Here is a 12659-nt window from a genome sequence, read left to right as displayed (position 1 = left end):
CGACATCAGCTCGACAATGAAGGTTGCTGTGGGATCGTGCGCCTAGGGGTACAGCCCACGTTGGAGATGAGCTTGGGCGACTTGATCGATCCCGCTCATCAGCGCTGCCATGCGCATCGAAACTCGGCGTTCAGTCGAAAAATGAAGCGTGCGCTGAAACGCGGAGGTGATGATTTCTTGCAGCCGATGCTGGATATCCGTTGCACTCCAGAAAAAGCGCTGAAGATCCTGCACCCATTCGAAGTACGACACGATGACACCGCCGGAGTTTGCGAGAATGTCGGGAATCACGAAGATGCCCTTGTCTGCGAGAATGCTGTCGGCCTCCAGCGTCGTCGGGCCGTTGGCACCTTCGGACAGGATCCGGCACCTTAGGGAATTCGCATTCTTGGCCGTGATCTGCTCCGAGAGTGCCGCGGGAACGAGCACGGTACACTCCAGTTCGAGCAACTCCTCATTGGTGATCGCCTCTCCCAGCTTGGTTTCCTGTAGCGGCAGTCCGGGAGCACGGCGAATCACCTCCAGGACATCCAACCCCTTGGCATTGTAGATTCCCCCGCTGACATCACTGACAGCGATGACGCGCGCGCCTTGTTGTTGCATGATGCGAGCGGTGTGTGAACCGACATTGCCAAATCCTTGAATGGCCACCGTGGCCTTCTCCATCGACAGCTTCAGATGTCGCAGGGCTTCCTGCGTGACATAGACGACTCCGCGCCCCGTCGCTTCTTCCCGGCCCAAGCTGCCGCCGAGCGACAGAGGTTTGCCGGTAACGACGCCGGGGACGGCATATCCGACTTGCTGGCTGTAGGTGTCCATCATCCACGCCATGATTTGCGCATCGGTCCCCACGTCCGGGGCCGGGACATCTTTGTCCGGTCCAATGAGCGGAAAAATCTCCGCCGCGTAGCGCCTGGTGAGCCGCTGGAGCTCCGCGGAAGACAGTCGTTTAGGCGCAACCTTTACTCCGCCTTTCGCCCCGCCATATGGTAAACCGGCAAGCGCGCATTTCCATGTCATCCACATAGCGAGAGCAGCGACCTCACCAAGGTTCACGTCGGGATGGTAACGCACGCCTCCCTTTGAAGGGCCGCGTGATGAATCGTGCTGAACCCGATAGCCGGTAAAGACTTCCACATGGCCATCGTCCATTCGGACCGGAAGACTGACGACCAAAGAACGTTGAGGGAGCTTCAGACGTTCACGGAGATTAGAGTCCAGATGCATGGCCTCGGCTGCCTGATCGAATTGTGCGACCGCCAGGCGAAAGGTCGGGGTATCAAGCTCTTGCATCATGCTCCTTTCGATGAACGTCATCGATGGTCGCGCACCGGCGGTCAAGCCACCGCGGACCAATTGCGTGAAAACACCCTCGCAAAGGTTTGAGCGAGTTCCTGTTTGACGGCGTCCACGGAGACCGTGGCGTTGCGCGCCGCCGCCATGGATGTCACACGGCAATCGGGAAACCCGCATGGATGAATCCGGAGGAAAGGCGTCAAATCTAAATCCACGTTGAGAGCAAATCCATGTAAGGTCACACCTTGTTCGATTCGTACACCGAGAAAGGCGATTTTCTGTGGTTCAGGCGTCATCACCCACACACCCGGCTTGCCGGTCATGCGAGAACCGGTAATGTTCCAGCGGCCAAGCAATCGAATGATCACTTCTTCCAATAACCAGACCAACTGTCTAGGCCCGGTCGCGAATCCAGCAAGCTTAAGGATGGGATACACCACGATCTGTCCTGGGCCGTGATACGTGACTGATCCCCCGCGGTTCACGTAGTGCAGGTCCGCTCCGTTCCCGCACAGGGCAGCCTCATTTCCTCCCCAATGCGATGGTTTCGTCCTTCGTCCCAGCGTATAGACGGCTCGATGTTCGAGAATCAAAACGGTATCCGGTCGAAGATCAAGGACACGTTCCTCATGCATGCGAGACTGGAGTTGCCACGCTGTGAGATAGGGCACCGGCTCAGGAAAGATGCGGACCGGTCCGGGAGGACAATTAAGAGAGTCGAAATTCGGAGAGGGGGTGATATTCGGATCGGTCACAGGGCCATCGGTGAAGACCGGCTTATCCATGAGGCTCAAAGCGCACCTACCGTGTGTGCCTAGGAGATGCAATGGCAGAAAGAAACAGCAAGCTCGGCATGGAGGGATTATTGTTGCATAACTCACGATGCAGAGGGAAGTCGGGTTCCGAGGGCAACCTGGTTGCCCTCGGAACGAAGAGCCTACTTGATGGCTGCGAAGAGTTCCTTGATCTGAGGGGTCTTTAGTTTCTTGAGGGCTTTCGCTTCGATTTGGCGGATACGCTCCCGCGTGACGGACAAGCTTTGGCCGACCTGCTCCAATGTGCTGGCTTCATCGTAGCCGATCCCGAAGCGCAGCCGGATGACGGTTTGTTCTCGCGGAGTGAGCGTGCCGAGGATGCGATCCAAGTGTTGAGTCAATTCACTCCGGTGGACATGCGCGTCAGGTGGCACGGCTTGTTGGTCGGGAATCATGTCTCCGAACTGGGTATCTCCGTCACCGATCGGAGTCTCCAATGCCACCGGCTCCTGAAACGCCAAGACGGTCTCGCGAAGCCTTTCCGGTCTCATGCGCAGCACATGTGCAATCTCCTCCAACCGAGCCGGTCGCCCGAACTGCTGCCCCAGTCTTCGCATCACACGCAGGATTCGATGCGAAGCTTCGGTTTGGTGGACTGGAATGCGAATCGTCCGCGATTGGTCGGCAAGCGCCCGTGTGATGCCTTGCCGAATCCACCATGTCGCGTACGTGCTGAATTTGAAGCCTTTCCGATACTGATATCGTTCAGCGGCTTTCATGAGGCCGATATTGCCCTCCTGGACGAGATCCAGGAGACTCAACCCCCGCCCTGTGTAATGCTTGGCGACATCCACCACTAGGCGAAGATTGCACCGTACGAGCTCATCCTTTCCTTGCTCCAGGATGATTCTGGCGGATCGGATTTCATCGAGCACTACGTTGAGTTGCTTTGCGGTCGCTACCGCTGGTTTGGAGTCAGCATCCAACGGATTCAGAACGGCCACCAACGCCTTCTCCGCGTTGTCCAATGCGGTGGCCGAAAGCCCGCTCAATCGTCTGACGATTTGGAGCACCTTAAATGTTTCGGCTACAACCGATGACCGTTTGGATTTGAGAAGGGTCTTCATGGCTTGTCGAAGAGCGATGCGAATGCGTCGTGTCCCTTGGTCGACGCGCTTGGCAATTACGATCTCTTCTTCTCGCGTCAAGAGCCCGCGTTCGCCGAATGAACGGAAATACAAGGCTTCCAAGAGGAATGGACTGGCCCCCTGACTAGTGCGCATGACCGGCTGGGGTTTCTCGTCCGTACCGGAATCCTCAGCCTCTCCCCGACCAATCATTCCCAACATGCCGCTTGCCTTCGCGTCATCGGCATCGACATCCGGGACGAATGCTTTGTGTATCTCCTCGACTCGAAGTTCTTCTTTCATCGTTTCACCCTCATGTTGGTTGAACGTCATCTACCCTATTAGAGCCGTATTGAGCTGAGAAGATTCAACCCGGGATCTACCTAATCTACGGATGGTACGAAGCAAAAGGGATGCTGGATTGAAGATGAGAAATCGCAGGTCTAATCAGCTCGAAAAAACAGAATAATTAGAATGAGCTAATGAGGAAGCTTAGGACAAACTGTCTCAGTTATGCGGCATCTATGTAGGATCGGCATCAGCCGATCGGCTGAAATGCCACACTATTTAGGGAGCAGTCCCTTTATGAATGGTGCAAGGGTATCGATTGGAATCGGGAAGATCGTGGTCGAGTTCTTCTCAGCCGCAATCTCGACGAGTGTCTGGAGATAACGAAGTTGAAGGGCAGCGGGATTCTGACTGATGACGTCGGCGGCCTCAGCGAGTTTCTGCGCGGCTTGAAATTCACCCTCAGCGTGAATGATTTTGGCGCGCCGTTCCCGTTCTGCTTCGGCTTGCCGGGCAATCGCACGTTGCATGTCTTGAGGAATATCCACATTCTTCACCTCGACCGCAGCAACTTTGACTCCCCAGGGCTCGGTCTGCTGATCGATAATTCGCTGCAGCTCGGCATTGATGTCGTCGCGCTTGGAGAGGAGGTCGTCGAATTGGCTCTGGCCAAGCACACTGCGGAGGGTGGTCTGGGCTACTTGCGAAGTCGAGTAGAGATAATCTTGAACGGCAAGCACCGCGCGTTGAGGGTCAACCACCCTGAGAAAAATGACGGCATTCACTTTCACGGAAATGTTGTCTCGCGTGATGACGTCCTGCGAGGGAACTTCCATCGTGACGGTTTGAAGATTGACACGCACCATCTGCTGGAGTACGGGGATCACCAACCGAATGCCGGGTCCTTTCACTGTCTGAAACTTGCCAAGAACAAATACGACGAGTCGTTCGTATTCCATGACGCGCTTGAAGCTGGCATAGAGCACGAGTCCCAGGAGGACCAACGGTATGAGCAATGACATGGCGGCTGCTCCTTCTTTTCGGTTCGGTTACCTGTGGGCAGGGGCGACCTTGACCGTCAGTCCCTCAACTGACATCACCTCTGCGGCCTCTCCCTGTCGAATCGGAGTTTGGCTGATCGCCTCCCAGATCTCTCCTTGCAAGGTGATCTGACCGCGGGGGTTGAGATCCGTCCGTGCGATTCCGATCGATCCAATCATCCCTTCGGCGCCCGTAACCGGCCTGCGACGCCCGCCCTTGACAGCCGTCCACGCAATGACGCCGATCAGGGCGCCGATCGTCATGACAGTCGGCAATAAGAACGACAGGGACACCTGCAAAAAAGGCGCATCACTCTTGATGAGCAACAGACCGCCCAACGTCATCGCGGCCAAGCCGCCCAATGCGAGTAATCCATAGCTGGTGACGGAGATTTCGAGCAAAAGGAACACGGCGCCAAGTATTACAAGGAGAACGCCTGCATAGTTCACGGGAAGCGATTGGAGCGAATAGAACGCGAGGATCAAACTGATGGCCCCGATGATACCGGGAAGGATTGCGCCGGGGCTGTAGAGTTCGGCCATGATCCCAATCGTTCCGATGGACATCAGGAGATAGGCGATGTTGGGGTCGCTCAGGGTCTTGAGTACCTCCAAACGAGTACCCATCGGGAATTCACGGAGCGTAGCGGTCTCGCCCGATAATGTGAATGATCCATGGGGAAGCGCAATCTTTCTCCCCTGAAGGTATTTCAACAGCGTGGGGATATCCTCAGCGATCAGATCGATGATTTTAAGTTTCAGGGCTTCCTGCTCGGTGGCCGATAGGCTTTTGCGAACCGCATCTTCGGCCCATGACACATTTCGTCCACGCTGTTCCGCGATGCTCTTAATGTAGGCCACCGCATCGTTTTCCACCTTCTCCTTCATCGTGTTGTCCATCTCGCCGCCGCCCATTGCGACCGGGTGCGCGGCTCCGATGTTGGTACCCGGCGCCATGACGGCCACATGGGCCGCCATCGTAATGAAGACTCCCGCAGAGGCGGCACGTCCTCCCGAGGGAGCGACGAACACGATGACCGGAATAGGCGAGCCGGTAATATCCTTGATCATCAGACGCATGGAGGTGTCCAACCCTCCGGGCGTGTCGAGTTTCAAGATCAGAGCGTGCGCACCAGACGATTGAGCAAAGGCGAGAGCATCGTGCAGGTATTCCGCCGCGACGGGGTTAATGATCCCCTCATAGGTTGCGACGATAATATCATCGGCATGGGCGGGACTATTGGACAGCGTCAGGCAGAGGGCCAACCCCGGTCCCACAATCGCCGCGGTGAGGCCACGGAAACACGGACTTCTCTTTTTCCGACCATCACGAGGCATCGTGAAAAATGTCAATGATGAGAGGATCTTACGGCCCGCTTGCCACCCTGTCAAGGAATAGCGTTTGGTTGCAAAGCAGGGAACGAACCTCCTAGAATGCGCGGCATGTCAGCATTATCTAACGGCGAACGGATCCATCTTGTCGATCAAAAGCGGCGACAGTATGCCCTCACGCTGAAAGCGGGAGAGACGTACCAATTCAGCGGGCAGAAAATTGCGCATGATGCACTGATCGGCCGTCCCGACGGATCCCTCGTGACGCTCTCGGGCGGCAAAAAGATGGTGGCGATCCGACCGACCTTTGGGGAATATGTGCTCAAGATGCCCCGAGGGGCACAGGTCCTTTATCCAAAGGATCTCGCGATCATTCCGATGTGGGCGGATATCTATCCGGGCGCTCGAGTGTTCGAGGCCGGAACGGGATCAGGCGCATTGACCATGGCGTTGTTGCGCGCAGTTGGGCCCGGCGGTTTGGTGGTGACGTATGAAGTCCGGGACGACTTTGCGCAGACGGCTCTGACGAACATTACCCGTTCCATGAATCCAGCCAATCTGGTCACTTTCAGGAAAAACGCCTATGAGGGCATCGATTTGCTCGACGACGAGGTGCCGTTTGATCGTGTCGTGCTCGATCTGCCGGAACCGTGGCAGGTCGTTCCTCATGCGGCCAAGGCGCTTCGATCCGGTGGCATCTATTTGAGTTTTGTCCCCACCGTGCCTCAGGTCATGAAGACCGTCGACGCGCTCGAACGAGAGACAGTGTTCGGTATGATCGAGACGTTTGAGACGTTATTACGAACCTGGTCCGTGCAAGGCCGGAGCGTGAGGCCTGATCATCGTATGGTTGCTCATTCTGGGTTCATCACCGTGGCTCGAAAGGTGGAGCCGGGGCTGCTCGGTTCAAGGGCTGAGCGAGAAGCTGCCCTCGATGACGACTCGGGAGATATGCCTGATGCAGCAGAAGAGGAGCGGAGCCGATGAATAGGTTGGAAGGCAAGGTTGCCGTGGTGACCGGAGGGAACGCCGGGATCGGCGAAGCCATCGCCAAGCGTTTTGCCGAAGAAGGGGCGTCGGTGGTTGTGACAGGACGCCGGCAACAGGAATTGGATCGTGTCGCGGCTGTGATCCGACTCAACAAGGGAAAAGTTCTTGGAGTCGCTGGTTCAGTCACGGATGAAGCCCATGCACAGGATGTCGTTCGTCGAACGATCGATAGTTTTGGAAGGATCGATATCCTTGTCAATAATGCGGGTATCGGTGCCTTCGGGAAACGTCTTCACGAAACCGATGATGCCAGTTGGACGGACGTGCTCGCGATCAACTTAACGGGGGTCTTTCGCATGACTCGAGCCGTCATCCCCCAGATGTTGAAGCAAGGGCAGGGGGCGATCGTCAATATTTCGTCGATCGCCAGTCTGGTCGGTCTTTCCGGCTTAGCCGCCTACGCGGCATCCAAGGGAGGGCTTGACTCCTTGACGCGTGCACTGGCGGTCGAATATGCCAAGGAAGGTATTCGTTGTAATGTTGTAAACCCGGGCCTCATCGAGACACCCATGGCGGCCCCCTTGATGGCAAATCCCGACATGCTCCAGCCCATTCTCGCTCAATATGCGATTCGTCGTCCTGGGACGCCCGAAGAGGTGGCGAATATGGTTCTGTATCTCGCGTCTGATGAAGCGGCCTGGGTGACCGGGGCGACCTTCCCTATCGATGGGGGCATGACCGTCTATAAAGGGTAACTGTGGTGGCGTTGAACTGCATCGACCTCTGCTGTGTGGTGATATGGATATAGACACCCAGACGAAGTTTTGCGGAGTGATCGGCAATCCGGTGGGACATTCACTGTCGCCCGCCATCCACAACGCGGCGTTCCGCAAAGTCGGGCTCAATTTCGTCTATCTGGCCTGGCAAGTGGAAACGATCGGCGAAGCCATCAAGGGGCTTCGTGCGCTGGGGAACTTTCGCGGAGCGAGCGTAACCATTCCTCATAAAGTCGCAGCGATGCCGTTTCTCGATCTGGTGGAAGAGACGGCACGGCGGATCGGCGCCATCAACACGATCGTCGCCGAAAAGGGCAAGCTCGTTGGATACAACACGGACACGACCGGAGCTTTGCAGGCGCTGAGGAAAGGAGGGGTCGAACTGAGAGATCGTCGCATCGTCATCTTGGGTTCCGGCGGTGCGGCACGAGCCATTGCCGTTGCACTGGCTGCCGAATCACGTCCGGAAAAGTTGACGTTGCTGGGAGTCGACGACCGTGAACGGGCAACGTTGGCGCAAGATGTTCGCTCCCAGGCGGCGGTGGCGGTTGAGGACGGGTATCTTGATGAAACCGCCCTTCATCGCGTGCTTCCCGATGCGCACGTATTGATTCATTGCACGCCTGTCGGCATGTCTCCGAAAGCCGATGCCACTTGTGTTCCCGCATCGCTCCTCCACGCCGGCCTTGCTGTTATGGATATTGTCTACAATCCACTCGAAACCAGGTTACTCAAGGATGCGAAGCGCGCAGGGTGCAAGACAATCCCCGGGTTGGAGATGTTTCTGAATCAAGCCGTCGCTCAATTCGAGCTCTGGACCAATCAGTCTGCCCCGGTTGATGTCATGCGTACCGTATTGGAATCTCACTTCCAATGAATGTGGTGCTCATTGGGTACCGAGGTACGGGGAAGAGCACCGTCGGAAAGCTCTTGGCGGCTCGTCTGGACCGTAGTCTCCTGTCCACTGACGCAGAGATCGTGAAATCGGCGGGACACACCATCCCAGAGATCGTGGAGCAACATGGGTGGGATTACTTTCGTGATCTCGAATCTCAGGTCTGTCAGAAGGTGGCCGCCAGTGATGGGCTCGTCATCGACACGGGAGGGGGAATAATTCTTCGATCGAAAAACGTGGAGATCTTGAAAAAGACGGGAACATTGTTCTGGTTGACTGCCTCGGTCGAGACGATAACCGCGCGGATCAGTCGTGATACACAGCGCCCCTCCCTGACCGGAGCCAAATCTTTTGTCGATGAGATTCAGGATGTCCTTCGCGAGCGGATCCCGAAGTATCAAGCTGCTGCCGATCATGTCATTGAAACGGATGGACGATCTCTCACGCAAGTTGCCGATGAGATTCTGGCCCGACTGTAAGCTTCCAGGCCGACTTTCCTAACCTTGACAAGCCTCGCCCTAACATGATTCATGTACGTCGATGCGCCCGTAGCTCAGTTGGATAGAGCGCCGGGCTTCGAACCCGTAGGTCGCAGGTTCAATTCCTGCCGGGCGCACCATGGATAACTTCAAACATCTCGCCCGCTTACACGATTCATATGTAACCCAGCCTCACTGTTCTCCCACGAAAGCTGCATAGACCATTAAGGGGGCAGTAATATAAGTTGACGGGATCAGGAGGGAGGGGGGTTATCACGTGAAGCGGTTATGCCGATATAGTGGACAAGTCAAGGTGAGCACAAAGGGGCTTCCTCAAAAAGTTCGGTCTGTCTGGACTCGACAATGTCCCTGTTGTGGTAGGCTTCTTCAGAAGACGGACCCGATGAGCCCTTGGATCTGCGAATGTGGGTGGGGTCGTTGATGACTCGAGCAAGAGGAGGGACATACCATGATCCCTGTTTTGCACGATGTGCGGGCGGCGTTTATCTTGGTGATTGCATTAGCTATGCTGTTGTTTATCTGTGGTGTGGCCGGTTTGGGAGCGGTTTTGCAACCGATCCGGTGGTCTGATCGGAACAGATACCGCTAAGTCATCTATAGCCTTCTCGAATCCTGTGGCTTTGCCTCAACCGTTTTTCTTGACCTATTCTCTCTTACCCAGTGTCTTAGCCTGAGAGAAATTCCCTTTTCTTGGTCAAAACCAACCGACTGAGCCAGCGGCCTATCTCTCATAACACATTGAAAGTATTATGCTCAGGGGGTCATTGGCCTCTGCCGGGGTGGCAACCGTCACTTTTTCACGGCGGTGCTATATTTATCCGGAGAGGGTAACTCCAGGGCTTCGCACCAGATTTTCACGACACGGAAGTCGCGAACTGATTGAGTGTCTGGATCTAAATGCTGAACGGAGGAGAGCGGTCATGAACAGAGTGGTCATCAAGTCTGGAGTTGTCGTGATGATGGGACTAGTGTTGGTATCAGCCCAAGGCTGTAATACGAAATGGCTCCAGTCGGACGGTGAAGGTGGATCAGGCAGCGCGAGCTCAAAGGTCCCGAGCATTTCAGGCGGAGGGTCAAGCGGGGAGTTGAGCGGATTTTCACGTAATCCGTCTGAAGAACGTCTTGCGCAAGGGGGGTACTCCACGGCGATGAATCCGTCTGGGCTCACCGCTCGCCAGCGCGCCGAACTCACGAAAGAAGAAAAAGCTGCGGTGGAGGCGGGTTTGCAGGACGTTTTCTTTGGTTATGACCAATGGGGGTTATCAGAGGTCGGAATGGAAGCGCTCAACCACGATGCCGCGTATCTGAAGGATCATCCAGGAGCGGTGTTGAAGATTGAAGGGCATTGCGACGAGCGAGGTACCAGCGACTACAACGTCGTATTAGGTGATAAGCGCGCGAAAGCCGCTCGAAGTTATCTTACGGAAGCGGGGGTGAATTCGAAGCAGGTGATGATCGTGTCATACGGTAAAGAACGTCCCTTTTGCTTTGATCGGGACGAATCCTGCTATCAACAGAACCGTCGTGGGCACATGCTTCTGTCAACTAAGAAGTAGGGCGGTTCTCCGTGAGGTGAAGAACTATCATCGGCCGTTTCTGATAATCCGATCTGAGGGGGAGTGCTTCTTTGAAGAAACTTGGTTCTCTCTTTAAATCCGAAGCTGCGGAGCAGGCTCCGGCCAAAACTCTGCCGGAGGAACGCAGGATCCAACCGCGATTCACCGCGCAGTTCCGCAGCACCTTTTCTGGACAAAAACAGGAGGGGCAGGGACGCACGCTGGATATTTCTGTCGGCGGTTGTAAAGTCGAAAGCGATATGAATGTGGCGCAGGGAGCAAAATTCGAATGCCGGCTCCACGTTCCCGGGCTTGATTGGCCGTTGCGGATTGACGAAGTCACTGTCCGATGGGTTGAGGGAAACAGCTTTGGTGTCGCGTTTTCGCGCATTGATCCTGCCGAGTTTGCGAAGCTCAAGAAGGTTCTCATTGATCTTGAGCACGAAGAGTGATGTTCACTCCAGCATTGACCAACCACGATCCCCACTTCTCTCGCAAGTAGTTCATCCCCACGAAGCCCTATTGAGTATTGTCCAATTATCGTCGAACTCTGTTCTCAATAAATGCTTTCGAGGCGAGGTTGACACGACCACCACAACTGTCAGAAAGTGGAGAATAACTGATGTATAGATCACAACATTCTTGGCCAAACGACAGAGAAAGGAGTCGGGAGTGGAACAGAGGTATGCCATCACTGTGAAGTTTCTGGTCGACGCCGATTCAGCAGAAGATGCCGAAGAGATGGTTGAAACTGCCTGCGAAAAGGCTTCGGCGTCGTTTCCTGAAATGAGTTATGAAGGGATCGAGGATATTGAGGAGGAAGAAGAAGAGTAGTCGCCCGCCGTACGGAGAAAAGTCCTACCATTCACGTCGCACCGCACACGATGGGAGATGAAACTCGATCGATTCCATCTGAGAAGAAAGTTGCCAGGCTCGCGGGCGGCTGTTTGTATGTCTTGTGGCGGTCTACGGTCAGGTCACTGGTGCGGAATCGGTTGAGTCCGGTTACATAGGTGGAACTCTGGGCAACCTTACATGCGAAGCAGCATGACAGTTGTACAAGGCTCCCATCGTCACGCAGGTTGCGCCGGCCGGCCAATGGTATGAAGCGGAATCCTATCACCAGGAATACTTCGCTCGAAATCCATTCCAAGGATACTGTCAGGTCGTCGTTGGTCCCAAGGTCGCAAAGTTCCGCAGGCCATTCACCGGACGATTGAAGACGTCAGACCCCCCTCGGTCATGAGCTGAAAAATCTAGTCAGTAATTCCCGCACTGTCCCAAACACAGCCGGCTTCTGAAATACTTGATGGGTCTGGAGTACCACCTCAGCGTGGACGGGGCAAAAGGGCCATTCGTTAGCCGGATTGCCTTGGACTTGGGCAATGATTGAATCCTCGGCTTGGTCGGTAGGTGGCTGGATGACGATCAGAGGGCTGTTTGGATCAAGCAAACAGGTATCATCCGTCAGCTCTGGTCGGGTTGGGCTTGGCTTGCTGATGCGCACTTGTTGTTGGCCATCTGAAAATACGGTATCGCCGTCGCGTAGGGGACCTGTCGGCGCAAGTGAGTATAAAACGAGCGGAGCGAGCAGAATGATGAGAGCCGCGATGCCGATCGACCAAAGAGGAGGTTCCGAATGTTTGGTTGTCTCTGAAGTTGTTGGAATAGCCATATTCCCTCCGGAGACCGATCAAATGATGTAGATAAGGTTCCCAACGACCAGAGTCGCTACGCTCAGTGGCATGAATCGCGATGTATTGAATAACCGGCGCCATTCCCGTCCGGTTCGTCTTCGTCTAAGCTTGGTGTTAATTGGTTTACACATTCGTAACTCGAAGTTAATACGTGTGTAACAACACAGTTACTCACTGTCTCAAGTATGTGATTCATCCCCCAGCAGAATTAGTTTTGCAACTAGAGTCAACTCCTAGTTGTTCGAATGTCGCGCTTCACGTAGCGTCTGTCAGCGCAACTCTTCGCCTCTAGACCTAAAACCGACAGTCTTTGTGCTTACGCAAAGAAGCAGCATGATTGCATCCTCTAAGAGAACGGTTGTGTTCGTTCTGCTCTCTTTACTTCACCTAGTCTTTTTGGCTGAACG

15 protein-coding genes and 1 tRNA gene are annotated in these 12659 nt (G+C 55.1%); 10 read left to right on the top strand and 6 right to left on the bottom strand.

Annotation, left to right across the window (positions count from 1 at the left end; all coding sequences use genetic code 11):
- Positions 1-42: 42 nt before the first annotated feature.
- The 5 genes from H8K04_17045 to H8K04_17025 all read right to left on the bottom strand — a co-directional run bounded on the left by H8K04_17045 (position 43) and on the right by H8K04_17025 (position 5844).
- Entirely contained in the window at positions 43-1296 is a 1254-nt protein-coding gene (locus tag H8K04_17045; protein ID UVT15492.1) for a Glu/Leu/Phe/Val dehydrogenase, read from the bottom strand.
- A gap of 41 nt (positions 1297-1337) precedes the next feature.
- A complete protein-coding gene (gene lipB / locus H8K04_17040; protein UVT15491.1) occupies positions 1338-2081 on the bottom strand; it encodes a lipoyl(octanoyl) transferase LipB in 744 nt (247 codons plus the stop codon).
- Positions 2082-2233: 152 nt separating this feature from the next.
- Positions 2234-3481: a sigma-70 family RNA polymerase sigma factor gene (locus H8K04_17035; protein ID UVT15490.1), complete on the bottom strand. Its 1248-nt coding sequence runs from the start codon at positions 3479-3481 to the stop codon at positions 2234-2236.
- 260 nt (positions 3482-3741) lie between these two features.
- Positions 3742-4488 carry a slipin family protein gene (locus H8K04_17030; GenBank protein ID UVT15489.1) on the bottom strand — a complete coding sequence of 249 codons (747 nt, stop codon included), beginning with the start codon at positions 4486-4488 and terminating at the stop codon, positions 3742-3744.
- A gap of 27 nt (positions 4489-4515) precedes the next feature.
- Positions 4516-5844: a nodulation protein NfeD gene (locus H8K04_17025; GenBank protein ID UVT15488.1), complete on the bottom strand. Its 1329-nt coding sequence runs from the start codon at positions 5842-5844 to the stop codon at positions 4516-4518.
- A gap of 105 nt (positions 5845-5949) precedes the next feature.
- On the opposite strand from H8K04_17025, the gene H8K04_17020 reads away from it, so the two are divergent.
- The 10 genes from H8K04_17020 to H8K04_16975 all read left to right on the top strand — a co-directional run bounded on the left by H8K04_17020 (position 5950) and on the right by H8K04_16975 (position 11801).
- Entirely contained in the window at positions 5950-6825 is an 876-nt protein-coding gene (locus H8K04_17020; GenBank protein ID UVT15487.1) for a tRNA (adenine-N1)-methyltransferase, read from the top strand.
- The gene (locus H8K04_17015) at positions 6822-7583 is read left to right on the top strand and encodes an SDR family oxidoreductase (protein ID UVT15486.1); all 762 of its coding nucleotides are present in this window, start codon (positions 6822-6824) and stop codon (positions 7581-7583) included. The genes H8K04_17020 and H8K04_17015 overlap by 4 nt, the downstream gene beginning before the upstream one ends.
- Before the next feature lie 43 nt (positions 7584-7626).
- A complete protein-coding gene (locus H8K04_17010) occupies positions 7627-8481 on the top strand; it encodes a shikimate dehydrogenase (protein UVT15485.1) in 855 nt (284 codons plus the stop codon).
- Positions 8478-8978, top strand: coding sequence for a shikimate kinase (locus H8K04_17005; GenBank protein ID UVT15484.1), 501 nt, complete (start codon positions 8478-8480; stop codon positions 8976-8978). Before H8K04_17010 ends, H8K04_17005 begins: the two co-directional genes overlap by 4 nt.
- Positions 8979-9041: 63 nt before the next feature.
- Positions 9042-9118, top strand: a tRNA-Arg gene (locus H8K04_17000).
- Between the two features lie 329 nt (positions 9119-9447).
- Positions 9448-9588, top strand: coding sequence for a hypothetical protein (locus H8K04_16995; protein ID UVT15483.1), 141 nt, complete (start codon positions 9448-9450; stop codon positions 9586-9588).
- Positions 9589-9919: 331 nt separating this feature from the next.
- Positions 9920-10555 carry an OmpA family protein gene (locus H8K04_16990; protein ID UVT15482.1) on the top strand — a complete coding sequence of 212 codons (636 nt, stop codon included), beginning with the start codon at positions 9920-9922 and terminating at the stop codon, positions 10553-10555.
- 71 nt (positions 10556-10626) lie between these two features.
- Positions 10627-11007 (top strand): PilZ domain-containing protein, encoded by a 381-nt coding sequence (locus H8K04_16985; GenBank protein UVT15481.1) that lies wholly within the window; start codon positions 10627-10629, stop codon positions 11005-11007.
- A 220-nt stretch (positions 11008-11227) separates the two neighbouring features.
- Entirely contained in the window at positions 11228-11389 is a 162-nt protein-coding gene (locus tag H8K04_16980) for a hypothetical protein (protein UVT15480.1), read from the top strand.
- 220 nt (positions 11390-11609) lie between these two features.
- Entirely contained in the window at positions 11610-11801 is a 192-nt protein-coding gene (locus H8K04_16975) for a peptide-methionine (S)-S-oxide reductase (protein UVT15479.1), read from the top strand.
- Here H8K04_16975 and H8K04_16970 read toward each other — a convergent pair.
- Complete coding sequence (locus tag H8K04_16970) at positions 11796-12230, bottom strand: hypothetical protein (protein UVT15478.1); 435 nt, start codon at positions 12228-12230, stop codon at positions 11796-11798. The genes H8K04_16975 and H8K04_16970 overlap by 6 nt on opposite strands.
- Positions 12231-12659 lie beyond the last annotated feature (429 nt).

Source organism: Nitrospira sp., assembly GCA_024760525.1.
GTDB lineage: Bacteria > Nitrospirota > Nitrospiria > Nitrospirales > Nitrospiraceae > Nitrospira_D.
Note: the sequence above shows the minus strand (reverse complement) of the source record. Positions and strands in the feature narration are given on the sequence as shown.